Consider the following 25,136-nt stretch of genomic DNA (forward strand, 5'->3'; position numbering starts at 1 on the left):
TCTGCGCGTTCGCGTCCGCCTGCCTGGGGCGTGACCAGGCCATCTGCGCTGGCCTGGCAGGCTTAGGCCAGCGCACCCAGGTCGCATCGTCCGATGCACGCGAACGCAGCATTCCGCCCGCCCAACAGGTCAACCACTGACGATTACTGGCAAAATCGCCCCGCCGACCTACTTGGAGCCCCACCCATGCTGCGTGCGTTCGAACGCTGGCTAGACCCATTCCCCCCCGACGAAGCGCCACCGCCCCCCATGGGCCTGGCGCGCTTCCTGTGGGCCTGCACCCGCGGTGCCCGCCGTTACATCCTGATGATGGCAGTGCTCAGCGCCGCGGTCTCGATCTACGAAGCCTGGCTCTTCTCCTTCCTCGGCCAGGTCGTGGACCTGCTCTCCACCTGGCAGGCGGGCGGTGCGGTCAGCGACCAGGAGCGCCATGTGCTGTGGGGCGTCGGCATCGTGCTGGTGATCAGCATCGTGCTGGTGTCGTTGCGCACGTTGGTGCAGCACCAGGTGCTGGCGATCAACCTGCCGCTGCGCCTGCGCTGGGACTTCCACCGGCTGATGCTGCGCCAGAGCCTGTCGTTCTTTTCCGATGAATTCTCCGGGCGGGTCACTACCAAGGTCATGCAGACGGCGCTGGCCGTGCGCGAAGTGCTGTTCACCCTGGTCGAAATCATCCCCGGTATCGGGGTGTATTTCGTGGCCATCGTCGCCCTGGCGGGCGGCTTCGCCCCCCGGCTGATGGTGCCGTTCCTGGCCTGGCTCGCGCTGTTCGGCCTGACCCTGTGGTACTTCGTGCCGCGCCTGGGCCGTGTGGGGCAGGAGCAGGCCAACGCGCGCTCGTCCATGACCGGGCGCATCTCCGATGCCTACACCAACATCACCACGGTCAAGCTGTTCTCCCATTCCAAACGCGAAGCGCACTTCGCACGGGCGGCGATGGAAGACTTCAAGCAGACCGGCTTTCGCCAGATGCGCCTGGTCAGCCAGTTCGAGATCGCCAACCAGGTGCTGGTGGTCGCGCTGATCATGGGCGCAGGCGGCTATGCGCTGTGGCTTTGGCATCAGGACGCCGTGGGCGCTGGCGCAGTGGCCGCCATCACCGCCATGGCCCTGCGCATCAACGGCATGTCGCACTGGATCATGTGGCAGATGACCTCGCTGTTCGAAAGCATCGGTACCGTGCAGGACGGCATGGACACGCTCACTCGCGGGCCCAAGGTCCAGGACGCGCCCGAGGCCGGCGTGCTGCAGACCCGCGGCGGGGAGGTGCGCTTCGACCGGGTCAGCTTCAACTACAACGGCGAACGCCAGGTGCTCGACGGCTTGAGCCTGGACATCGCCGCAGGCGAGAAGATCGGCCTGGTCGGCCGTTCCGGCGCGGGCAAGTCCACGCTGATCAACCTGCTGCTGCGTTTCTACGACGTCGACAGCGGTGCCATCAGCATCGACGGCCAGAACATCGCCGACGTGACGCAGGACAGCCTGCGCAGTGCGATCGGCATGGTCACGCAGGACACCTCGCTGCTGCACCGCTCGATTCGCGACAACATCGCCTATGGCAGACCCGACGCCACCGACGAGCAGATCCGCCTCGCAGCCACCCATGCCCAGGCCGACGGCTTCATCCAGCAGTTGAGCGACAAGCATGGGCACAGCGGGTACGACACGCTGGTCGGCGAGCGCGGCATCAAGCTCTCCGGTGGTCAGCGCCAGCGCGTGGCCATTGCCCGCGTGATGCTCAAGGACGCGCCCATCTTGCTGCTGGACGAAGCCACCAGCGCGCTGGATTCGGAAGTGGAAGTGGCGATCCAGGAAAGCCTCGACGAGATGATGCAAGGCAAGACCGTCATCGCTATCGCCCATCGGCTGTCGACCATCGCTGCGATGGACCGGCTGATCGTCATGGACAACGGGCGCATCATCGAGCAGGGCAGCCATGCCGAACTGCTGGCCAGGAACGGCACGTATGCGCGGCTTTGGCAGCACCAGAGCGGCGGGTTCCTGGGGGAGGATCAAGGGGTGGTCGAAACCTTGGAGTAGGGCGGTCGGCCATGCTCGACGCCTCCCCCCAAGGCCCGCATTTGCGGGCCTTGGGGTTTTGGGCAAAAGGCTCGATCAGAAGTTGTAGCGCACGTTCGCACTGAGCGAATCGGCATCGAAACTGCTGCTGGTCACGCCCATCGATGTCGATCGAAATGGCCGCGCAGTCCTAGGGTCTGTACGAAATGTATTTGCACTCGCCCATACCGCGTTGAAATGGGGCCGCCATCGGCCTTGTCTAGCCTTCGCGCAGACACATTTCGTACAGACCCTGGCGTGGGCTATTTCCTACAGACGCATAGCGTCTTTCATCGTGCTAAAAGCTCATCGATACGTGGCATTTTCAGTCCAATCCAATAACGCCGGCGAACCGTCCGCTTGGCTTGTGACGAACGGTGGTCTAGCGCTTTCAGGCGCATACAAACCGTAACAGCTGCCCTGTTTTTCATGCCTCCATCAAAGGCTATCGTGCGAGCCCTCCACGGCGCTTATGCACCGTCTTTCTGTGTTTGAAGGGGCTCTACGATGAAGGCTTTACTGAACTCGCGGTTCATCCAGACACCACTGGAAATCGAATGCATGCGCTGGTCGCTGATCGTGATCTTCCTGCTGTTCGGTTACACCAAGTGGTTCGACTACGAGGCACAGGCGCTGGTCCCGTTGATCGGCAACAGCCCGCTACTGGCCTGGACCCACAGCCTGTTTGGCATTCAAGGGGCAAGCTATCTGCTGGGCGTGGCTGAGTGGGCGATCGGCCTGGGGCTGATGGTCGGCATCTGGTCCGCCAGAGCCACGCTGCTGGCCGCCGCCGGTTCCTGCCTGACCTACCTGGTGACGCTGAGCCTGATCGTCACCACTCCCGAAGCCTGGGAAACCTCGGCAGGCGGATTTCCGGCGCTGGGTGCGGAGTCGGGCTTCCTGCTCAAGGACCTGGTGCTGCTGGCCGGCTCGCTTATCCTGCTCAAGCACGCCGTAGTGCAACAGGCGCACGGGCGCCGCTAGCGCCCTGTCAGCACCTGGCTGCATCGCGCAGCCAGGTCCTGCACTACCTGGGGCCGATCAGCTAAACTCGGCCGTCTCCACCAACGCCGAACAGGCCATCGCCTTGGCCGCCTCCCAGTCGTACTCGCTGTGCACCCGCGCCAGCGCCACGAAGTGCGGGCCGGAATAGAACATCTCATATTGCAGGTGGCGCGAGCCGAACTCCGAGCCCATCGCATCCCAGGCTAGCTTCATCAGTTGCACCCGTTCCAGCGGCGTGGCGTTGGACGAGTACTGCGTCTGCTCGACCAGGGCGCGGGCTTCGGGATGGTGCAGGTCGTCGACGTGTGAGGGCAGCATGATCACCCCGCCGCCCGCCAGCTTGCGCAGCGCCTCGATGAACTTCGGATACACCGACTGCGCCACCGCCTGGCACATGTACAGGTGCTTCTTGTCCGGCACCACATGGCCGTTCTGCGTCACCGGGCAGTGGATCAAGCCCTTGAACAGGCCCTCGATCATCAGGGTGTTGCACGCCATCTCGCCGAGGATCTCGCGCACTGCCGGAAAGTCGCTGACGCCGGTGATCTCGGTCATGCGCTGCGCCAGGCCGGTGAGGAAGTGCAGTTTGGCGGTCAGGCGCGCCAGGCTCTGGGTGTCCATCAGCACTTCGGCGGCGGTGCCATGGAACTGGCGGCGGCACATGGCGGTGTCGCCATAGACGAACAGCCGCTCCCAGGGCACCAGCACGTTGTCGAAGTAGATCAGTGCGTCGTTTTCGTCGAAGCGGCTGCTCAGCGGATGGTCGAAGGTGTTCTTGCCTTCGGCGTAGGACGCGCGCGACAGGATCTTGATGCCGGGCGTGTTGAGCGGCAAGGCGAACGACAGCGCGTAGCGGTCGTCGACTCCGGGCTTGAGCGGGTTCTGTACGCCCACCAGCACCTCGTCGGCCAGCACGGCGGCGGTGCCGAGCATCTTCGCGCCTTTGACGATCACCCCGGCGTCGGTCTCCTTCACCACACCCAGGGTATGGTAGAGGTTGTCGGTGTGCTCGCCGGGGCTGCGCGAGCGGTCGCCTTGCGGGTTGACGATGGTGTAGGTGAGGTACAGATCGCGCTGGCGGGCGTAGTCGAAATAGTCCTTCAGCGCATTGGCGCGTTCGGGCGAGTGCGCTTCGAACACCTCGATGTGGGTCATCATGCCGGTCAGCGCCGCCGCCACATGGTCGGGGCTGCGGCCTAGCCAACCGAGGCTCTGCCGGGCCCAGGCCAGGGAGGCGTGGGCACGGCCGAGCAATTGCTCGTGGCGCGCCGGTAGCTCCCAGGCCTTGCTCACATGGCGTTCGGCGTTCAAGGCGAAGGCCATCTCGTCGAGATGGCTGGCCTGATAGTCGTACAGCTTGGCCACCGACGCCACGGCGCCGGAAAACGCCGGGTGCTGGCTGTGTTGGGTCAGGCACTGGCCGTTGATGAACACGGCGCGGCCATCGTCGATGGCCTGTAGATACTGTTGCCCGGTACGGGTCATGCTGGCGCCTGCGGCATGGGAAGCGGTCATAGTTCGAGAAACTCCAGGGGCATGCCCAGTTCGGCACGGCCAACGTAGGTCGAGAACGACTCCCACTGCGCGCCGACGTGGCCGCGGTACATCGAGACATCGCTGAAATAGCGCAGCATGCGCGTGTCGCAGCGCGCCTGCGAAGTGCCCGAGGTGCGGAACAGCAGCTCGACCGCTTCGCAGGCTTGCCGGCCGGCTTGTTGCAGCACGCCCCAGGCACGTACGTTGTCGGCCACGCTGATCGGCTGGCCGTCCCGTTGCCAGCGCTGGGCCAGGCGTTGGTGCTGCTCACAGGTGTAGAGCAGGGTGGCCTCGGCGGCATCGGTCATGGCCAGGGCCTGGCCGAACGCACGCTGGTACTGCGCATCGCCACCGCGGGTCTGGCTCGGATCGAGCGGGTGCGGCTGCGTCCTGAGCAGGCTCTGGTACTCGTCCAGCGCCGCCCGCGCCGCGCCGATCACCGGTGCCAGCAGGTTGGCGTGGTAGGGCAGCATGAGGTAACCCAAGTACAGCGGATTGCCGTGCAGGCGCGTACCGGCGGTGCCCCGGCGTACGTTCTGGTTGGCGAAGAAGCCGGCGAAAGGCACGGCATACTGGGCGGCGACGAAGACGTCGTCCAGGCGGATGCTGTTCGAGCCGCTGGCGCGCATGCCGAGGATTTCGCTACCGCCCCAGTCGTTGAGGATGGTGAAGTCCGCGCGCGGCACCAGGCAGGCGAGGCTGTGTGGCACGCCGGTCTTCGGCGTGTGCATGACCGTGACGATGGCGTGGGTGGAGTAGGTGACGCCGGTGCAGTAGGCGAAGGTGCCGCTGACACGGTAGCCACCCTCGACCGTGGTGCAGGTGCCGCCGGGGAAGGCGCGGTGCGGCGCGATGAAATGCCCGTCGCCGGCGAACACTTCGTCCTGCACCGCTTGCGGCCAGTGCGAGGCCAATGTCAGCGCATGCCCGGCGGCCAGCGTCAGGCTCCAGCCCAAGGCCGGATGGCCTTGGGAAATCTCGATCATCACCCGGTAGAAATCGCTCAGGCTCAGCTCGTGGCCGCCATAGCGCTTGGGTTGCAGCAAACGGTAGAAACCGTGTTCGCGGAACCACTGGTGCATGCTTGGGCTATAGGTGCCCTGCGAGTCGCTCACTTCCTGTTCGGCGCGCAGCTTGTGGCGTATTTCCCGCGCGAGCTCGAGATACTCTTCTACTGTACGGTCAGCCTCGTGCGCTGCCGTGACATGGGTATTTGCTTGGCCCATGGAAATGATCCTGAGGTAAGGGTGGGTCAGATTTCTTTGAAGCGTGCGGTGAACTGGCGCAGTACCGGGGGCTCGTAGACGAAGTCCAGCGGGCGCAGGCTGGCGGCGCGGTCGATCACCTCGACCAGCGAGTCGGCTACGTAGTCCATGTGGTTGTCGGTGTAGGTGCGGCGTGGAATGGTCAGGCGCATCAGCTCGAACAGCGCCGGTTCCTGTTCGCGGGTCTGTGGGTGGCGGCCCATCATCAGCGAACCGATCTCCGTGGCCCGTACGCCGCTCTCCAGGTACAGCGCGTTGACCAGCATCTGCGCCGGAAAATGGTGCCCCGGCACGTCCGGGCGGATCTTGCCGGCATCGACGAACACCGCATGGCCGCCGACCGGGGTCTGGATCGGCACGCCTGCGGCCTGCAAGCGGTCGGCCAGGTAGGTCACCTGGCCGATGCGGCTGGCCAGGTGATGCACGTCGCAGGCTTCGTCCAGCCCCACCGCCATGGCTTCCAGGTCGCGCCCGGCCAAGCCGCCGTAGGTGATGAAGCCTTCCATCGGCACGCAGCGCAGCTGGGCCGCGCGCAGCAGCGCACCCTCTTCACGGAAGCAGCACAGACCGCCGATGTTGACCATGGCGTCTTTCTTGGCCGACATGGTGAAGATGTCGGCGTACTGGAACATTTCGAAGACGATTTCGTGGATCGAGCGGTCGCGGTACAGCGGGTCGCGCTGCTGGATGAAGTAGGCGTTTTCGGAAAAACGCGCCGCATCGATGACCACCGGAATGCCGTGCTGGCGCGCCATGGAGGCGGCGTCGCGAATGTTGTCCATCGCCACCGGCTGGCCACCGACGCTGTTGCAGGTGATGGTGATCACCACGGCCGCTACCTGGTGCGCGCCAAGCAGCTCGATTTCGTTGGCCAGTGCCGCCAGATCGAAGTTGCCTTTCCAGTCGTCGTGCCGTGCGGTGTCCAGTGCGGCCGGGCAGATCAGGTTCTTAACCAGGGCGCCGGCGATTTCCACGTGGGCCTTGGTGGTGTCGAAGTGGTGGTTGGAAATGAACACCGGCGCAGTCGCCCCGCGCTCGCGGGCGCGTTCGACCAGGCAGGGGAAGAGGATCTGCTCGGCGCCGCGGCCTTGGTGCACAGGGATGGTGTGCGGGTAGCCGAACAGACGCTCGACGGTATCGCTGAGCTTGAAGAAGCTTCTGCTGCCGGCGTAGGACTCGTCGGCGGCGAGCATGGCGCTCCATTGGCGGTCGCTCATGGCGCCGGTGCCGCTGTCGGTCAGCAAGTCGATGAAGACGTCGTCGGCGCGCAGCAGGAACGGGTTGAGGCCAGCCTTGTGCAGCGCCTGGTGGCGGTATTCGGGCGTGGTGGTTCTGAGTGGCTCGACCATCTTGATACGGTAAGGCTCAGGCATACGAACGGGCATTTCTAGGGCCTCCAGGGCACTCAGACAAAAGGGGCGGGAAGGGTTGCGTCAACGGTTGGCGATACGCCGCAGCACCTCCCATTGCTCGTTGCTCAGGCTCAGGCGGTCTTCCTGGTGCAGGACCGAATTGATGCCGATGCGCGCACGCGCGCCGTGGGTGCGCAGGTAGGCTTCGACGAACTGCGGCTGGTCGGACAGAAAAGCGATGTCCAGCTCGACCATTTCCCGCACCACCAACAGCGGCACGGGCGAGCGCAAAGGGTTGAAGTGATCGCTGCGCAGCCCGGGTTTGGGGCAGTGCGAATAGAACTCGCCGAGCATCAGGCCAGCGGCGAGAAAGCGCGGCTTGAGCAGGGCGTGGTAGTGGTTGACCCGCGCCGGGTCGTCCAGGCCATGCAGGACGCAAACGATGGTCTTGAACTGGGTGGCGCTGCCGCTGTGCGGTGCACGTTGCTTGAAGGTGTCGATCAGGCCGGACAACTGCGCGGCGATGGCCTCGTCGTCGCGCCCGGCCAAGGTCACATCGACCAGCCAGAAGGTTTCGCGCTTGATGGCCGGGGGCGACCACGGGCAGACGGCGCCGCTACGGCCCAGCTCCGGGTGCGGGTTGCACAGGTACGACGTGCACCATCGGGCGATCTCTACCATCTGCTGCGAACAATCGGCGCCGCTGCCCTGCAAAGCCTGCGCGATGGGCACGAGGGTCAAGGGCGCAGCGGGGTTGTTGTCACGTTCCATCATGACTTCCTCAAGGACGTTGGTTGATCGCGCCACGGCCCGTATCACCGTGGGCTACGGGGTGCGGCAGGGGCCTGGTAACCCGACTGCGGCTCGCGCAGCGCCCAGCGGCTGACCAGCGCGGCGGCCAGGGTCAGCGCGGCCAGGCCGTTGGTCAGGCTGGCGAAGGCGTCGCCGTACAGCGCCATGAGGTCGGTACGGGTCAAGGCCCCGGCGCTGGCTTGAGCCGCGGCGAAGCTGCCGGTGGCCAGTTCGCCGGCTACCGTTTTGGCGGCGGGGTCGGCCAGTACGGCGTCCAGCGGCAGTTGCAGCAGGCTGTTGAGGATCGCCAACGCGGCCGCGACGCACACCGCCTCGCCGCAGGCGCGCATGGTGGTGAAGATGCCGGTGGCCATGCCGGCGCGTTCGACCGACACCACTTTGATCGACAGGTCGTCCATCAGGCCCCAAGGCATGGCCGAGCCGACGCCGATCAACAGCATGGGCATGCACAGCGCCAGCCAATCGGCGCCCACCTCGACCCGCGCCAGCCAGAGCAGGCCCACGCCGGCCAACAGCAGGCCGGCGAAGCACAGATTGGCCGGGGCGATGTGGCGCGCCAGCAGCGCGGCCAGGAACGGCACCAGCAGCATCGGCAGCGACAGGCCCATCATCAGCAGTCCGGCCTGGCCGGCGCTCAACTGCTCGACGCCGACGAAACGCAGCGGCAGCAGGATCAGCAGCACGATGAAACTCAGCGCCGTGGCGATGGGCAGCAGTTGCACGCCGACGAAACGCTTGTCGGCGAACAGCGACAGGTCGAGCATGGGCCGCGCCTGGCGCCGCTCGATGCGAACGAACAGCGCGAGCAACAGCAGCGCACCGAGCAGCAGGCCGACCACCGTGACGCTACGCCAGCCTTGGGCGGGCACTTGCATGATGGCGAAGGTCAGCGCCACCAGCATGGCGCTGAAGCTCAGCACCCCGGCCCAGTCCAGGTGCCGGGCGTCGGGGTCGCGGCTTTCGAACATGCGCGGCGCCGCCAGCAGCCAGGCCAGCGCACCGAAGGCTGCGCCCAGCAGGAAAATGGCGCGCCAGTTGAAATGTTCGACCAGCAGGCCCGACACCACCGGTCCGAACGCCAGGCCCAGACCGAAGGCGGTGCCCAGCAGGCCGAAGGCGCGGGTGCGCGCATGGCCCTGGAATTCCTGGGCCAGGGTCGCCGAACCGCCGGCCATGGTCAGCGCGGCGGCGATGCCTTGAAGGCCGCGGATCAGGTCGAGAAAGACCACGTTCGGCGCGCAGCTGACCACGATCGACAACAGGGTGAAGCTGCCGATGCCCCAGCAGAACATACGCTTGCGGCCGTACAGGTCGGCCAAGGTGCCAGCGGCCATGATGGCGCTGCCGAAACTCAAGGCGAAGGCGTTGACCACCCAGGCCAAGGCGACGGAGCTGCCGCCGAGCTGCGCACCGATGGCCGACAGCGCCATGGCCGGGCCGGTGTACTCCAACGGCAGGATCAAACCGGCCAGGCATACCGCGCACAGCACCAAAGCCCTCCGGGTGGCGTCTTGCTTGACTTCCATGGCCTCTCGCTTCCCTTCCATGCATGAGTAGACGAGGGATGGTATTTGAGGGATAAGTGCACTTGAAGGGGACAATATTCAAAAGAGAATTGCGGTTTATGCATGAATGATGACATTTCGCTATGGCGCTTGTTTTTCCGCATCGTCGAGCGCGGCAGCCTGACCAAAGCCGCTGATGACCACGATCTAGAGCCTTCGTCGGTCAGCCGGCGGATTTCTTCGCTGGAAAAACGCCTCAACGTGCGCCTGCTCAACCGCACCACGCGGCAAGTGGCCATGACCGAAGCCGGATCGCGGGCCTATGAACTGATGAAACCGTTGATCGACGAGATGGAAGGCGTCATCGCCGACCTCGACGGCGGCTCGCCGTTGATAGCCGGCACGGTGCGCATGACCGCCCCGGTCAACTTCGGCGAACGTCATCTGGTGCCTTGGCTGACCGCCTTCCAGCGTCAGCATCCGCAGGTGCTGCTGGACCTGGTGCTGTCGGATTCGCGCATCGACCTGCGTGGCGAAGCCATGGACCTGGCCTTGCGCGTGGGCGAACTGCCGGTCTCGGACATGCTCACCCGGCGCATCGGCAGCATGCCCAGCGGGCTGTACGCCAGCCTCGCCTACGTGCGCGCCCACGGCTTGCCTGAAAAACCGCAGGACCTCACCACCCACCGCGCCATCCTTTATTCGCTCGGCCAGGAACGGCACCGCACGCGCTTGCGCCTGCACCGCGACGGCAAGGAGGTCAGCGTCGAGTTGCAGGGGGTGTTCTACCTCAACAACGTGGGCGGCATCCTGCAGGCGGTGCGCCAGGGCGCAGGCTTCCATCCCGGTCCGCGCTGGCTGTTCCAGGAGTGGGTCGATTCGGGGGAGCTGGTCGAGCTGTTGCCGGAGTGGGGCCTGACGGGCCTGCCGGTGCACCTTGTGCGTCTGAACAACCGCTACGAGCCCAAACGGGTGAAGGCGCTGGAGGACTGGATCGAGCAGTGCTGGGCACAGTCGAACCTGTAAGGAGGCCGGCCCGCCCAATGCCCTGCTGCCAAGGGGCAGGGGGCACAGGCCTTGGGCGGAGCCGTTAGAAGCTGTACTTGGCCGTCAGCATCAGGTTGCGCGGATTGCCGTAGGTATCCCCCGCGTAGGAAATCTCATTGGCGATGGCCGAGTAGTACGTACGGTCGAAGATGTTGTTGGCGTTCAACTGCAGGTCGAGGTTGTCGTTGACGCGATAACCCGCCATGAGGTCGGTGATTGCGTAGCTGCCTTGTTTCAGGCGGTATTCGCTGCCGTCATACAACGCCAGGTCATTGTAGATGCGGCTCTGCCACGACAGGGTGCCGCCGACGCGCAAGCGCTCGAGGTCGCCCTGGAACCGATAGCTGGTGGTCAGTTTGAACAGGTGTTCGGGAATCGCGGTATCGAAACGCTGATTTTCGTTTTCCGGAGCCGAATCGTCCTTGAGGGTGTGCACGCGGGCGTAGGTATAGCCACCGCCCACCTGCCAGTTTTCGGTCAACGCGCCTTGCAGCTCCATGTCGATACCTTGGCTGCGCACCAGGCCCGAGGCCTCGTAGCACGCATTTTGCGGGCAGTTGGGCACGAAGACCTGCACCGCGCGGTTTTCCTGATCGATGCGGAACAGCGCCACGCTGGCGTTCAAGGCGCCGTCGAAGTATTCGCCCTTGATGCCCACTTCATAGTTCTTGCCGACGATGGGCGTGAGCGGCGTCGCCGAGGTGTTCTTCTCGGTTTGTGGGGTGAAGATGTCGCTGTAGCTCACGTAGACCGAATGATGGTCATCCAGGTCGTAGATGAGCCCTGCGTAGCGCGTGACGTTGCGGGTGACCTTGTAATCGCCGGTGCCGTCGCGGTCGTCGTAATCGTACCAATCCAGACGGCCGCCCAGAATCAGCTTGAGCGGGTCGGCCAGGCTCAGACGGGTGGTCAGGTAGACGCCGTCCTGGGTGGTGACCGCGCGGTTGTCGGTGGTTCTGGTGAAGTTCGGCTTGGCGCCTTCGAGTGGCCAGTAGAGGTTGTAAGGCGAGTAGTTGTGCGTGGTCATGTCGTAGATACGCTTGCTGGCCCCGACCACCAACTCGTGGGTGCGTCCGAAGGCCTGGAACGGTCCGCTGGCGAACGTGTCCAGCCCTGCTTGGTCCTCGTCGTACGACGCTTGGTAGACCGTGCGTTGCAGGCTGTGGTCTTGAGCCCAGCGCGACTGGTAGGAGCCGGAGAACAGCGCATCCTGCTGCGCATAGTTGGCATTGATCTGCAGTTTCCAGTCGTTGGCCAGTTGATGACGCAACTCAGCGAACAGGGTGTTGACCTCCTGGTCCTTGTTCTCCCAGCGCGTGCCGGGGTTGTAGGAGCGGGGAAGGTCGAGGTGGTGGCCATCGAGCCCGACCATGGTCGCGCCCCAGAAATTGGTCTTCTTGTCCTTCTGGTTGGAGTAGCCAAGGGTCAGCGTGGTGTCGTCGCTCAGGTCGGCCTCGGTCACCGCATAGAACAGGCTGTGACGTTGCACGGCGTTGTCCATGAAGCTGTTGGCGTCCTGGTAGGAACTCACCACGCGCCCACGCCACGTGCCGTTGGGGTTCAGAGCACTGGAGGCGTCGAGTTCGCCGCGGTAGTCGTCCCAGCTGCCGACCGCGCCGGTCAGCGTCACTTTCTGCTCGGCGAGCGGGCGTTTGCGCACCAGGTTGATGGCCGCCGAAGGGTTACCGGCGCCGGTCACCAGGCCCGTGGCACCGCGTACGATCTCGACGCGGTCGAACATGGCCAGGTTGGGCTGCACGCCGACGCTCACGCCGTTGTAGCCACTGGGGATGCCGTCATACATCAGGTTGTCGACGTTGAAGCCGCGGGCTGTATAGCCCTCGCGCCCCGGGCCGTCGGCATAGTTGAGGAACACCCCCGGAGTGGCCTTGACCACATCGTTGATGCTGGTCATGCCCTGATCGTCCATGCGCTGACGGGTGATTACCGTCACCGCCTGTGGCGTCTCGCGCATGCTCAGCGGCAGTTTGGTCGCGGTGGACATGGGGCCGGTGGTATAGGAAGTGGTGCCCTCGGTAGTGCTGCCCAGGTGCGTATTGAAGATATCGGTGGCGCCCAGTTCGATCACGCCGCCTGCTTCGGCCGGCTCTGAAGAGGTCTCTCGATCCTCGGCATAGGCGGGTGAAAAGGCGGCCATGCAGACCGCCATCGCCAGAAGATTCATCGGGGAATTGCAACGCTCGGCACGTGTGTAGCGCGACATGGCTGAGAGACCTGAATGGTAAGTTTTATAAGGCGCGTATGAGAATCGTTACCAGTGGCTGTGTCAAGTTATGTCGCGCTGCGCGCGAGTGAGGTCGCCGCCGATATCGACCCCGCTATGACCTCCCCTCAAACCCTCAAGAAGCCCGGCATCGAGCCGATGAATTGATCACCGAGCACGATCCACCTGCCTATTTCGGTCACCCGAACGAGCCACGAGCCCAGTCTGCAGATCGGCATCGATTTTGCTTTGTCACCCTTAACGCTGCCTACCTGCCGGATTCCCATGCGCCTGTTCCTCGATCCGTCCCGCGAAATCGATGCTGCCCTGCTGCGCTACCGTCATTTGTTTGGCGTGCTGGCCCTGTTCAGCGGGGTGATCAACCTGCTGATGCTGGTGCCGTCGATCTACATGATGCAGGTGTTCGACCGGGTGCTGACCAGCCGCAACGAAACCACGCTGCTGATGTTGAGCCTGATCCTGCTCGGCTTCTTCGCCTTGAGCTGCGTGCTGGAGTGGGTGCGCGGGCAGGTGATGATCCGCATGAGCGCCGGGCTCGACACGCACCTGGGCGAGCGGGTGTTCGACGCCGCCTTCGAGCGCAGCCTGAAAGAGCACAGCGCCAACCCCGCGCAGGTGCTCAGCGACCTGAACAGCATCCGCCAATTCGTCACCGGGCCGGGCCTGGTCGCGCTGTTCGACGCGCCGTGGTTGCCGTTGTACCTGATCGCCACGTTTCTGTTCCATCCCTGGCTGGGCGTGTTCACCGTCATCGGCTCGCTGATTCTGGCCGCCCTGGCGCTATGGAACGAGCTGGCCACGCGCAAGAGCATGGCCGAAGCCAATCGCCTGTCGGTGGCCTCGTCCAGCTACGTCAACGGCACGCTGCACAATGCCGAGGTGATCCAGGCCTTGGGCATGCTCGCGCCACTGCGCCGGCGTTGGTTCAATGTGCAGCAGCGCATGATCGTCGAGCAGGCCCGGGCCAGCGACCGCAGCGCGCGCATCGCCTCGCTGTCGCGCTTCGTGCGCATGACCTGGCAGTCGCTGGCCCTGGGCTTGGGCGCGATCCTGGTGATCGAGAACCAGATATCCGCCGGGGTGATGATCGCCGTATCGGTGCTGCTGGGACGGGCCATGGCCCCGGCCGAGGCGCTGATCGGTTCGTGGAAGCAGATGGGCAACGCCAAGAGCAGCTATCTGCGCCTGAACCGCCTGCTCGATGAGTTTCCCCAGGCCGGCACGCGCATGCCGTTGCCGCCGCCCAGTGGCGCGATGAGCCTGGAGCGCCTGGTGGTGACCCCGCCCGGCCAGCAGAAACCGGCCATCAACGGCGTGACCTTCGCTTTGGCCAAGGGCGAAGTGCTGGCCATCATCGGCCCCAGCGCGTCGGGCAAATCGTCCCTGGCGCGGGCCATGGTCGGTATCTGGCCGGCCCGGCAAGGCTCGGTGCGCCTGGACGGCGCCGAGATCGGCCAGTGGTCGCGCGAGGCCCTGGGCCCGCACCTGGGCTATCTGCCCCAGGACATCGAACTGTTCGACGGCAGCATCGCCGAGAACATCGCCCGTTTCGGCGAGGTGCAGGCCGAGCAGGTCATCGCCGCCGCGCAACTGGCCGGTATCCACGACATGATCCTGCAACTGCCCAATGGCTACGACACGCTGCTCGGCAGCGGTGGCCTGGGCCTGTCCGGTGGGCAGAAGCAGCGCATCGGCCTTGCCCGTGCGCTGTACGGTAAGCCGGCGCTGGTGGTGCTCGACGAGCCCAACTCGAACCTCGACGATGCCGGCGAATTGGCGCTGGTGCAGGCCGTGCGTCGGCTCAAGGCCGACGGCTGTACGGTGGTGCTGGTGACCCACCGGCCAAACGTGCTCAACGCCGTGGACAAGCTGCTGTTCCTGCGCGACGGCGTGCAGCACCTGTTCGGCCCGCGCGACCAGGTGCTCAAGACGCTCGTGCCGGTGCCGACTGGCAAGCCCGTCGAAATCACCAGCCAACAAGCCTGAGGCCGCTATGCAAGTCAGTGCCAAAGACGTGTCGCCCATCGCCCACCGCCCCGACGCCGATGCCGCCGGCATCGCTCGTATCGGCGTGTGGTGCCTGCTGCTTGGCCTGGGCGGTTTCCTGGCATGGGCCTGCCTGGCGCCCCTGGACCGCGGTGTGGTCGGCAGCGGTACGGTGGTGGTCTCCGGCGAGCGCAAGACGGTGCAGTCGCGCACCGGTGGCATGCTCGACAGCATTCTCGTGCGCGAAGGCGATCGGGTCGAGCAGGGTCAGGTGCTGATGCAGTTGAACAGCGTGCAAGCCCGTTCGCAGCTCGACGTCGCCCTGGGCCAATGGCTCAGCGCCCGTGCGGTGGAGGATCGGCTGATGGCCGAGCGCCTCGACCTGCCGCAGATCCAGTGGTCCGAGGCATTGCTGGCCCGTGCCGGCGATCCGCGCGCGGTGGCCGCCATGGAGTTGCAGGGCCATCTGTTCGCCACGCGCCGCGCCGAGCTGGCCAGCCGCATGCAGATCAGCCGGCACGAGATCGCCTCGCTCAATGACCAGCTCAAGGGCTTCGAAGAGATCAAGCGCAACCACGCCGCCCAGCTGCAATTCCAGCAGCAGTCGCTGCAAGGCATGCGCGAACTGGCGCGCGAGGGTTACTTGCCGCGCAACCGCCTGTTCGAGGCCGAAAGCAGCGCCGCGCAATTGGGGGCGCAGTTGGCGGCGAGCATTTCCGACATCGGCCGTACCCAGCAGGGCATCAACGAGAGCCAGCTCAAGGGCCTGCAGCAGACCCAGCAGTTTCGCAGCGATGCCGAAACCCAGCTGACCCAGGTCAGCGCGCAGACCTCGAGCCTGCTCGAGCAGATCAAGTCGCTGGAGTTCGACGTCAACAGCGCTTCGATCACCGCCCCGGTCGGTGGCCAGGTGATGGGCATGACCGTGCACACGGTCGGCGGCATCGCCCAGCCGGGGCAGCGCTTGCTGGACATCGTGCCGCAGGGCTCGAGCTGGGTGGTCAAGGCGCAGTTTCCGCCGATGATGGCCGACCGCCTCAAGCCCGGCCTGCCGGTGGACGTGCGTTTCGGCTCGTTGCAGCGGGTGCACACGCCGGTGATCGTCGGCCAGGTGGCGACCGTGTCGGCCGACCAGTTGGTGGATGAGAAAAGCGGCTCGGCCTATTTCGCGGTGGAGGTGGCGGTCAGTCCGCAGGCTGTGATCGAGCTGCGGCAATTGGGTCTGGACATCAAACCCGGCATGCAGGCCGAAGTGCTGGTCAAGACCGGCGAGCGGACCCTGGCCAGCTACCTCATGCAACCGGTAGCCGAGCGCATGGCCGGCGCGTTGAAGGAGGAGTGAGCGTGCGCTTGTCCAAGACCGTTGCGCTCGCACCACTGGCGCGCTTTCGAGCCTTTTCCTCGTTCAAGGCGGCATGAGCATGTGTCTGTCCATGCCGGTATCTGCCCGAACCGCACACCGCTGTGCACGCTGCACAGTTGCCTTCGTTCTAGGAGCTACCGGCATGCGCCCGTCGATAAGCGCTCTGCCCACCGCGTCCAGGCTCGCCACCGAATCATGTCTTTCACTTGAGGAAGCCTGACCATGCGTCTTTCCCTGACCGTGCTGTTAAGTTTGCTCGCCGCCCCAGCGTTCTCCGCCGAGCCGCCGCTTTCTTTATTGGGGCTGTACGACGCCTCGCGGCTCAACGATGCCACCTATCAAGTGGCCGGCCACGATTACGACGCCTCCCGCCAGGAGCGGGCCATCGGCCGCAGCGCGCTGTTGCCACAGGTGGGCGTGAACGCCCGCTACGGCCATGGCGGGCAGTTCGAACGGCAATCGCCGGCCCATAGCCAGGACGATCAATACGCCGCCGACAGCGTCGCCCTGACCGTGACCCAACCGCTTTACGACAAGGGCCGCTGGGCCGCCTACGAACAGGCCAAGGCCCGCGGCCAACTGGGCGAGGTGCAGCACGACAACGCCGACCAGGTGCTCTTCGATCGGGTGGTGCAAGCCTATTTCGATCTGGCCAAGGTTGAAAACGAGCTGGCCCTGACCACCCAGCAGAAGGCCGCCATCGAAGGCTTGGCCACCCAATCCCAGCGCTTGTTCGATGCCGGGGAGGGCACGGTCACCGATTTGGCCGAGGCGCAGGCGCGGCTCGACGCGGTGCGCGCCCAGGAAATCCAGTTGCAGGCCCAGCACCGCTCGGCCCTGCGTCGGCTGGCGGGACGCTCCGGCATCGACGTCACGGAAATTTCCCCGATGCAGACCCAGGCGCCGGCCGCGGCATTGCTCGCCCCCGAGCAGGACCTGGACTACTGGATGGCCAAAGCCGACCAGGGCGCGGGGGTGCTGGGCGTCAGCCGCGCCTCGATCAGCCTGGCCGAAGCCAACCTGCGTCAGCAAAAAGCCCAGCATTACCCTACCCTGGCTCTGAGCGGACGCGTGGCACGCATCGATCAGAGCGACATCAACGAGCTGTCCCAGCGCCAATCGACGTATTACCTCGGTGTTGTGCTGGACATTCCGCTGTACCAGGGCGGCGGCGTCACCGCTTCGTCGGAAAAGGCCCGCGCCGCGCTGGAAAGCGCCCGCTCAAGCCTCGATGCCCAACAGCAGCAGTTGAGCGAGGACGTCGAGGTGAACTACTTGGGTGTGGTCGCCGGTTTCGACAAGATCAAGGCCCTGGCCACCGCTGTACGCTCCAGCGAAACCGCGCTGACCTCGGCGCAGAAGGGCTATGGCGCTGGCGTACGCTCAACGGTCGACATCCTCGATGCCCAGCAGCGGCTGTTCTCGGCCAAGCGCGATTTGCTCGACACCAAGCTGGCGATGTTGCAGAGCTATGTGAACCTGCACACCCGCACCGGGCAGATGACCCGGCGCGAGTTGGAGAAGGTGCAGGCGTTGTTCTGAGGCGTTGGTACGAACGCCCCACGACCGAATGGCTGTACGGCTGTATAGGCGCTCTGGTTTGGGATCGATGGCCGCCAGGCTGCATCCATGGCTGCAAACTGCAGCTACGCCAGGATCGGGCTTCTCCGGCAATCAGGGCGGCCTCGCCGCCCATCGCGGCTAAAGCCGCTCCTACACGTCAGTGCATTTCTTGGGGGATGAGTCTCTCTGTAGGCCAGTGCATTTCCTGGGAGGTGGGTGTTTCTGTAGATCAGTGCATTTCCTGGGGATACACGTCTTTCTGTAGGAGCGGCTTCAGCCGCGATGGGCGACGAAGTCGCCCCAATGGCTCAACCGCAGAGCTCGTCGGCTTCAAAGCATGCCGAGGGTCAGGCCGGCCCTGCCGGCCATCACGGCTAGACAGACGCCCGGCCGACCGTTCCTACAAGACCGTGTGAAACCCAGGGTAGGTGTACAATCGCCACTTTTTCGCCAGCCGTGGAGCGCCGTCGTGGCCCGTAGAGTCTTTTCCCAGTTCGAAGCCGTTTCCGCCATGGTGCCCGCCGAAGGCGGCGGGTATCACGCGGCGATCGCCGTGAAGCACCTGGTCGACGGCGGCGCGCCGCGCTTCCACAAGGTGCTCGACGGCCAGCATTTCACCAGCGCCATGGCCGCTGACGCCGCGGCCAGCGCCGAACTCGAGCGCCTCACAGACGTCAGCGCGGACGCCGAGCTGGTCTGGTGATCAGCTTTCCACCTGCGGCCGGCTCATCTTGAACAGGTTGCCCAGCTCGAAGTAGTCCGCCGGGCCGCCACCGCGCAGGATCGGCTCGCCCGCCGCCGTGTCGTAGATGCCGTCCTTGAGCAGACGCTCGGCGATGTGCACGGCCACCACTTCGCCCAGGATCAACCAGCTCGGTACCAGCGCCTGATCGGCGCGCTTGAGCTGGACGATCTGCGTGACCTTGCATTCGAACGACACCGGGCTCTCGCCCACCCGTGGCGTCTGGATGATGCGCGAAGGCGCTGGCGTCAGCCCGCTCAACTGGAACTCGTCAACGTCCGCCGCCACTGCCGCGCAGCTTTGGTTCATGGCCTCGGCCAAGGGTTTGGTGGCCAGGTTCCAGACGAATTCGCCGGTCTGCTCGATGTTGTTCAGGCTGTCCTTGCGCCCGACGCTGCAGAAACCCACGATCGGTGGGATGTAGTTGAAGGCGTTGAAGAAGCTGTAAGGCGCAAGGTTCAGCCGGCCTTGCGCGTCCTGCGAGGAGATCCAGCCGATGGGCCGTGGCCCGACGATGGCGTTGAACGGATCGTGGGGCAGGCCGTGGCCTTTGGCGGGTTCGTAGAAATGCATGGGGTGCGGCCTTGTGCGGGGGAGGAATTGCCTAGTGTGCCAAGGCTGGGCGTGGCTGCAAGTGCTGCTTGAGGAAGCAGGCTGCCTCTAAGGCACTGCGACGTGGTACCGCGTGTTGCGTCCCCCGCCTGGCAAGCGCAACAGGCAGCCCTTGTCGAGCAAGTCGACCAAATGGCGTGTAGCGGTAGCCTTCGACACTTTGGCTACAGCCTGGTATTGCGCTGCGCTGATCCCGCCTTCGAACCCCTTGGCACCGCCGTCGAGCAAGCGATTGAGCACCTTGACCTGTTCGGGCAAGAGTGCCTCTTCCCGATGTGCCTGCCAGAACCGAGCCTTGGCCAGCACGCGGTCTATACGCGCCAAGGCCTGTTGCAGGCTGCGCAACAGTGTGTCGAGAAACCAGCTCAGCCAGCGGGTGATGTCCAAGCCGTCTTTCTGGCTGCTTTCCAGCACTGCGTAGTAACCGGCGCGGTCGTCCAGAATGCTGGCGGCCATGGTGTAGAAGCGAATGGCTTGGCCGTCACCCTGCGCAAGCGCCAGGTCGGTCAGGGCGCGAGTGAGGCGGCCGTTACCGTCGTCGAACGGGTGCAGGGTCACGAACCAGAAATGGGCGATCCCTGCACGCAGCAGCGGGTCGAGCCCTGGCTCGCCACGGCTGCGGGCGAACCAGTCGAGGAACGCGTCCAGCGCCTGCTCCAGGCCTTCACGTGGCGGAGCCTGGAAGTGCACGGTCGGCCTGTCCAGGCGTCCAGAGACTACCTGCATGGGTTCGTGGCCGCGCAGTGCGCCGATGCTCAAGGGCTGGCTCAACCCCTGGGCCTCTTCGGCGAACAGCCAGCGGTGCCAAGTGAACAGTCGAGCCATGGTCAGCGGCGCATCGAGTCCTTGGGTGGCATCGAGCATGAGTTGGGCCACGCCTTCGCTGCGGGCCGATATCCGGCCAGGCTCTACCACGCCCAAGCGTCTGGCCAGGGATGAGCGTACCGACTCGACGTTCAACTGCTCTCCTTCGATGGCCGAAGACGTCACGATGTTGCTCAGCAGCGTGTCGAGCACGGCTTGTTTGTCATCCATGCCATCCACAGCACTCAGCTTGCCCAACAATTGGCCTTGTGCTTCTACGCACTGACGCAGTGAAACGGCCAAGTCCGCTTCACGCCAATGGAAAGTGGGCCATTCAGGACGTTGCCAAATCCATGTTTTATCGCCCATGCGTTGCACTCCTCGAAGGGGGTGAGCCGAATAACGGTATTATTCGGCTCACAGAATGAGCCGAATAATACCGTTATTCGGCTCACAGACTGTACGCACGCATGAAAAAAGGCGCCCCGTCAGCCGGAGCGCCCTTTGTCCCTCACATATTGCTGCTATACAGGCACGGCATCTAGCCGTGCCCATACACCACCGCGTCAGTCGGTCGTGATCCGCGAATGCTTGCGCGTGTCCTTCATGGTCGCGTACACCAGCAGCGAACAAGCGATGCAGGCGGTGACGTACCAGTAGTAGCCCGTTTCCATGCCGGCGCTCTTGAACCACAGCGCCACGTACTCGGCCGTGCCGCCGAACACCGACACGGTCAGCGCATAGGGCAGGCCCACGCCCAGGGCGCGGATTTCGGTGGGGAACAGTTCGGCTTTGACCACGGCGTTGATCGAGGTGTAGCCGCTGACGATGATCAGCGCGGCCATGATCAGGAAGAACGCGCCCCACCAGCTCTGAATGGTGTGCAGGGTGGTCAGGATCGGCACGGTGAAGATCGTGCCCAGCACGCCGAAGGCGATCAGGATCGGGCGCCGGCCGATCTTGTCGGACAGTGCGCCGATCACCGGTTGCAGGCACATGAACAGGAACAGCGTGGCCGCCGAGATGGTGGTCGAATCGCTGATACTCATGCCCACCGTGTTCACCAAGTACTTCTGCATGTAGGTGGTGTAGGTATAGAAGGCCAGGGTGCCGCCCATGGTCAGGCCGACCACGGTCAGCAGCTCCTTGGGGTGGCGCAGCAGGGTGCGCATCAGGCTTTCCTTGGCTTTTTCCTTCTTGGTGAACGACGCGGTCTCTTCCATGCCACGGCGCAGCCACAGGGCGACCACCGCACACAGCGCGCCGATCACGAAGGGTACGCGCCAGCCCCAGGCGTACAGCTCTTCGGTGGTCAAGGTGTTCTGCAGGATGATCAGTACCGCCAGGGCGATTAGCTGGCCGGAAATCAGCGTCACGTACTGGAAGCTGGAGAAGAAGCCGCGGCGCTCCTTGCTGGCCATTTCGCTGAGGTAGGTGGCGGAAGTGCCGTATTCACCGCCTACCGACAGGCCTTGCATCAAGCGTGCGACCACCAACAGGATCGGTGCCGCCACGCCGATGGTTTCATAGCCGGGGGTCAGGGCGATGACCAGCGAGCCGGCGCACATCAGCAGCACCGAGGCCATCAACGCCGCCTTGCGGCCCTTGCGGTCGGCGTACAGGCCCATCAGCCAGCCGCCGATCGGGCGCATCAGGAAGCCCACGGCGAAGATCGCGGCAGTGTTGAGCAGTTGTGCGGTGGTGTCGCCAGCGGGGAAGAAGGCTTTGGCGAAGTACAGCGAAAATGCGGCGTAGACGTACCAGTCGTACCATTCGACCATGTTGCCGATCGAGCCGCTGAAGATCGACTTGAGTCGGCTGGAGGTGCTGCGGATGGCGGGCGCGGGCTGCGCCCGGCCTGGCAGGGGCGTGGTGTTATCCATCAGGGATACCTTCTCATTGTTTTTTTAGGGCCCGCTATGGCAGGCAGGCCCGGACAGTTGCAGAAGGTGTGCCAATTGGGTGCGCAGCGATTCAAAAGGGTGCGGGCGCGGGCCTGGAACCTGCGCAAAAGCCTATCTCAAGCGCTTATACAGAAGAAGAAGGCCACCCTCGGTCAATTCAGGCCACTCTGAAAATACGGCATTGCGATCACCCATGAGCGGAAATCCGCCTATCGCCGCTAGCCAATGGGCAAGATTCCGCCTATACGCGCTCGATGAAATCCTCGCGCACCAAACCATGGCGCTGCATCTTTTCGTTGAGTGTGCGGCGTGGCAGTTGCAGCGCTTCCATCACCGCCTTGATCTCGCCCCGATGTTGGCGCAAGGCCGCGCGCAGGCACTGCGCTTCGAACGCTTCGAGTTGTTCGGCCAACGACGGGCTGCCGGCATCGGCTTGCGCTTCGGGCGCATCCAGCCCCAGCGCGTGGCGCTCGGCGGCGTTAGCCAGTTCGCGTACGTTGCCGGGCCAGTCGTGGGCCAGCAGTTGCGTCAGTTGCAGGGCCGACAGCGGCGTGGGCTGACGGCCCAGGCGCTCGGCGCAATGGCGGGCGAAGTGCTCGAACAGCAGAGGAATGTCTTCACGCCGCTCGCGCAGGGGTGCCAGGCGCAGTTCGGCGACGTTCAGGCGATAGGCGAGGTCTTCGCGGAAGCGCCCGGCACGGGCCTCTTCGAGCAAATCGGGCTTGGTCGCGGCGATCACCCGCACATCGACGCTGATGCTCTGGTTGGCGCCCAGACGCTCAAGCTTCTGCTCCTGGATCACCCTCAGCAGCTTGGCCTGCTGGGCCAGCGGCATGCTTTCGATCTCGTCGAGGAACAAGGTGCCGCCGTGGGCGTACTCGAGCTTGCCGATGCGCTTGCCCTGGGCGCCGGTGAAAGCGCCGCTCTCGTGGCCGAACAACTCGGCCTCGAACAGGGCTTCGGGAATCGCCGCACAGTTGAGGGCCACGAAGGGCTTGTCGGCGCGCGGCCCATAGTCGTGCAGGCAGCGCGCCACGCGCTCCTTGCCGCTGCCGGTCTCGCCGCGGATCAGCACGTTGACCGGCAGGGCGGCCAGTTCCAGCACCTGGCGGCGCAACTGCTGCAGGCCTTGCGACATGCCCAGCAGGGTGCCTTCCAGGCGCGACTTGAGGTCGGCCTGCTCGTGCAGGCGCCGGTTCTCCAGCACCAGTTGGCGCTTTTCCAAGGCGCGGCGCAGGCTGCCGAGCAGGTGCTGCGGTGTGAAGGGCTTTTCCAGCAAGTCATAGGCGCCGCGACGCATCGCGTCGACCGCCATCGGCACGTCGCCATGCCCGGTGAGCAGGATCACCGGCAGGTCGGCGTCGCGCTGCTGCAACTCTTCGAGCAGTTGCAGCCCGTCCATACCCGGCATGCGCACATCGCTGATCACCACACCGGGGAAGTGCGCGGGCAACTGCGCCAGGCAGGCCTCGGCGCGGTCGTGCAGCTGCACGTCGAAGCCCGACAGGCTCAGCCATTGTTCGATGGCCGTGCGGATGCTCGCTTCGTCGTCGATGACCATCACCGAGTTCAACATACAGGCTCCAGATCGCAGGGCAGGGAGAGGATGAAGCAGGCGCCGCCGGCCAGGTTCTCGACCCGCAGCTGGCCACCGGCCTCGTGCACGATACCGTAGGAAATGGCCAGGCCCAGGCCCAACCCGTCACCCACCGGTTTGGTGGTGAAGAAGGGGTCGAAGACTTTGGGCAGGTCGGCCTCGGCGATGCCGCCGCCCGAATCGATCACGCTCAGGCGCCAGTCGGGGCCGGCGTGCTCGATGCGGATCTCCAGGCGTTTGAAGCGCTTGTCGGCCATGGCGTCCAGGGCGTTGTGCAAGAGGTTGATCAGCACCTGCTCCAAGCGAATGGCGTCGCCGCGCACCCAGGCCGGGCGCGCCAGGTACAAGGCCAGGTCGATGCCGTCGCTGCGCAGGCGGGTGTCGAGCAGTTGCAGGGACTGGTCGACCACGGTCGCCAGGTCCAGGCGCTCGCGCAGCCCACCGGGGCTGTTGCGGGCGAAGGTCTTCAGGTGGCCGGTGAGTGCGGCCATGCGCACGAGCATCTGCTCCAGAGGTTCGAGGGCCTGTCGGGCCTGGTCGATGCGGCCATGGTCGAGCAGCAGGCGCAAGGTTTCCAGCTGCATGCGCTGGGTGGTCAGCGGCTGATTGATCTCGTGGGCCAGGGCCGCCGACATCTGCCCCAGGGCCGCCAGCTTGGCGCTCTGCACCAAGCCCTCCTGGGCGGTGCGCAGCTCGCGGGTGCGTTGCTCCACTTCACGCTCCAGCGCTTCGCGGCTGCGCTGGCGCAAGCGTGCCAGGCGCAGGCGCTGGCTGACGAACAGCGTGGCGAACACCAGGCTCAGCCACACCGCCGCCGCGCCCAAGGCGGCGTTGCGGCCGTCTTCGCCCACCTGCGGCTGGCGCAGCAGGTGCAAGGTCCAGCCTTCGCTGTCCAGCGGCAGGCTTTCCCACAGGTAGTCGCGGCTGCCTTGCGGGCCTTGCACGCGGCTCAGGCGGCTGTGCTCGGTGAAACGGGTCAGCACCTGGTGTTGCAGCGGGCGCAGCGGCTGCTTGTCGTACTGCCGGGTCTCGGCGAGTTCTGCGCGGTCATCGCGGTTGAGCGAGCGCAGTTCGCGGTAGCGCCAGCCCTCCTGGTTGGCGATGAAGATAATGCCGCGCGCATCGCTGACCAGCACCACGTCGCTGCCCTGGCGCCAGTCGCGTTCCAGCTCGGGAAACTCCAGCTTGACCACCATCGCACCGAGGAAGCGCTCGCGCTCGTCGTTCACCGCGCTGGAGAGGAAGTAGCCCGGTACGCCGCTGGTCACGCCCACGGCGAAGAAACGCCCCGTGCCTTCGCTGCGGGTCTGTTTGAAATACGGGCGAAAGCCGTAGTTGGAGCCGACGTAGCTGGTCGGCAGGCGCCAGTTGCTGGCGGCTACGGCAAGGCCGGTATGGTCCAGCAGTTCCAGGGTCGAGGACTGCGCCGCACCGTTGATGCGTTCCAGTTTGCGGTTGAGCGCCTCTTGCGCCGCCCCCTCGACCGGCCCGCGCAGGGCGGCGATCAATTCCGGGTCGAGGGCGAGCACGGCGGGCAGGGCGCGGTAGCGTTCGATCAGGGTATGCAGGGACGTGGCGTACAGGCTCAGTTGCTCGCTGGCGCGCATGGCATCGGCGCGCATCGCGTCGCGCTTGGCGTGCTGCATCGCCCAGCCGGCGCTGAGCACGGTACCGGCGACGATGGTCAGAATCATCAGCCCCAGACGCAGGGCGCGGTAGGACGGTGGCATGGGGCGATC

Annotated in this window: 18 protein-coding genes; 7 read left to right on the forward strand and 11 right to left on the reverse strand. The window is 65.1% G+C overall.

Annotated elements, in window-relative coordinates; translation table 11 throughout:
* Positions 1-186: 186 nt before the first annotated feature.
* Positions 187-2,040, forward strand: a complete 1,854-nt coding sequence (locus ACSMEV_RS08410; RefSeq protein ID WP_459208003.1) for an ABC transporter ATP-binding protein — start codon at positions 187-189, stop codon at positions 2,038-2,040.
* Positions 2,041-2,565: 525 nt separating this feature from the next.
* Complete coding sequence (locus ACSMEV_RS08415; RefSeq protein ID WP_459208004.1) at positions 2,566-3,042, forward strand: YkgB family protein; 477 nt, start codon at positions 2,566-2,568, stop codon at positions 3,040-3,042.
* Between the two features lie 57 nt (positions 3,043-3,099).
* On the opposite strand, the gene ACSMEV_RS08420 is transcribed toward ACSMEV_RS08415, so the two are convergent.
* From ACSMEV_RS08420 to ACSMEV_RS08440, 5 genes are read right to left on the reverse strand one after another with little or no spacing between them, the layout of a single operon-like run.
* Positions 3,100-4,578, reverse strand: coding sequence for a 4-hydroxyphenylacetate 3-hydroxylase family protein (locus ACSMEV_RS08420; RefSeq protein WP_459208005.1), 1,479 nt, complete (start codon positions 4,576-4,578; stop codon positions 3,100-3,102).
* Entirely contained in the window at positions 4,575-5,825 is a 1,251-nt protein-coding gene (locus ACSMEV_RS08425; RefSeq protein ID WP_459208006.1) for an acyl-CoA dehydrogenase family protein, read from the reverse strand. The genes ACSMEV_RS08420 and ACSMEV_RS08425 overlap by 4 nt, the downstream gene beginning before the upstream one ends.
* 26 nt (positions 5,826-5,851) lie before the next feature.
* Positions 5,852-7,249, reverse strand: a complete 1,398-nt coding sequence (locus tag ACSMEV_RS08430; RefSeq protein ID WP_459208007.1) for a tryptophanase — start codon at positions 7,247-7,249, stop codon at positions 5,852-5,854.
* A 48-nt stretch (positions 7,250-7,297) separates the two neighbouring features.
* Positions 7,298-7,990 carry a DUF6875 domain-containing protein gene (locus ACSMEV_RS08435; protein WP_459208008.1) on the reverse strand — a complete coding sequence of 231 codons (693 nt, stop codon included), beginning with the start codon at positions 7,988-7,990 and terminating at the stop codon, positions 7,298-7,300.
* 41 nt (positions 7,991-8,031) lie between these two features.
* Positions 8,032-9,555 (reverse strand): MFS transporter, encoded by a 1,524-nt coding sequence (locus ACSMEV_RS08440; protein ID WP_459208009.1) that lies wholly within the window; start codon positions 9,553-9,555, stop codon positions 8,032-8,034.
* Positions 9,556-9,657: 102 nt separating this feature from the next.
* Here ACSMEV_RS08440 and ACSMEV_RS08445 point away from each other — a divergent pair, with 102 nt between their 5' ends.
* Complete coding sequence (locus tag ACSMEV_RS08445) at positions 9,658-10,560, forward strand: LysR family transcriptional regulator (RefSeq protein ID WP_459208010.1); 903 nt, start codon at positions 9,658-9,660, stop codon at positions 10,558-10,560.
* A 64-nt stretch (positions 10,561-10,624) separates the two neighbouring features.
* Here ACSMEV_RS08445 and ACSMEV_RS08450 read toward each other — a convergent pair whose 3' ends face one another.
* Positions 10,625-12,805, reverse strand: a complete 2,181-nt coding sequence (locus ACSMEV_RS08450; protein ID WP_459208011.1) for a TonB-dependent siderophore receptor — start codon at positions 12,803-12,805, stop codon at positions 10,625-10,627.
* A gap of 285 nt (positions 12,806-13,090) precedes the next feature.
* Here ACSMEV_RS08450 and ACSMEV_RS08455 point away from each other — a divergent pair, with 285 nt between their 5' ends.
* The 4 genes from ACSMEV_RS08455 (at position 13,091) to ACSMEV_RS08470 (ending at position 18,441) form a co-directional block, all read left to right on the forward strand.
* Positions 13,091-14,812, forward strand: coding sequence for a type I secretion system permease/ATPase (locus tag ACSMEV_RS08455; protein ID WP_459208012.1), 1,722 nt, complete (start codon positions 13,091-13,093; stop codon positions 14,810-14,812).
* Positions 14,813-14,819: 7 nt separating this feature from the next.
* Positions 14,820-16,154 carry an HlyD family type I secretion periplasmic adaptor subunit gene (locus ACSMEV_RS08460; RefSeq protein ID WP_459208013.1) on the forward strand — a complete coding sequence of 445 codons (1,335 nt, stop codon included), beginning with the start codon at positions 14,820-14,822 and terminating at the stop codon, positions 16,152-16,154.
* A gap of 243 nt (positions 16,155-16,397) precedes the next feature.
* Positions 16,398-17,717, forward strand: coding sequence for a TolC family outer membrane protein (locus ACSMEV_RS08465; protein ID WP_459208014.1), 1,320 nt, complete (start codon positions 16,398-16,400; stop codon positions 17,715-17,717).
* Between the two features lie 532 nt (positions 17,718-18,249).
* Positions 18,250-18,441, forward strand: a complete 192-nt coding sequence (locus tag ACSMEV_RS08470) for a hypothetical protein (RefSeq protein WP_459208312.1) — start codon at positions 18,250-18,252, stop codon at positions 18,439-18,441.
* Here the strand turns inward: ACSMEV_RS08470 and ACSMEV_RS08475 are convergent, their stop codons facing one another.
* The 5 genes from ACSMEV_RS08475 to ACSMEV_RS08495 all read right to left on the reverse strand — a co-directional run bounded on the left by ACSMEV_RS08475 (position 18,442) and on the right by ACSMEV_RS08495 (position 25,127).
* Positions 18,442-19,053, reverse strand: a complete 612-nt coding sequence (locus tag ACSMEV_RS08475) for a flavin reductase family protein (RefSeq protein ID WP_313739115.1) — start codon at positions 19,051-19,053, stop codon at positions 18,442-18,444.
* Between the two features lie 87 nt (positions 19,054-19,140).
* Positions 19,141-20,265 (reverse strand): Fic family protein, encoded by a 1,125-nt coding sequence (locus ACSMEV_RS08480; protein ID WP_459208015.1) that lies wholly within the window; start codon positions 20,263-20,265, stop codon positions 19,141-19,143.
* A 197-nt stretch (positions 20,266-20,462) separates the two neighbouring features.
* The gene (locus ACSMEV_RS08485) at positions 20,463-21,779 is read right to left on the reverse strand and encodes an MFS transporter (protein ID WP_459208016.1); all 1,317 of its coding nucleotides are present in this window, start codon (positions 21,777-21,779) and stop codon (positions 20,463-20,465) included.
* A 262-nt stretch (positions 21,780-22,041) separates the two neighbouring features.
* Positions 22,042-23,376: a sigma-54-dependent transcriptional regulator gene (locus ACSMEV_RS08490; RefSeq protein WP_459208017.1), complete on the reverse strand. Its 1,335-nt coding sequence runs from the start codon at positions 23,374-23,376 to the stop codon at positions 22,042-22,044.
* Positions 23,370-25,127: an ATP-binding protein gene (locus ACSMEV_RS08495; RefSeq protein ID WP_459208018.1), complete on the reverse strand. Its 1,758-nt coding sequence runs from the start codon at positions 25,125-25,127 to the stop codon at positions 23,370-23,372. The genes ACSMEV_RS08490 and ACSMEV_RS08495 overlap by 7 nt, the downstream gene beginning before the upstream one ends.
* Between the last annotated feature and the right edge of the window lie 9 nt (positions 25,128-25,136).

The organism is Pseudomonas sp. MLB6B, assembly GCF_054508135.1.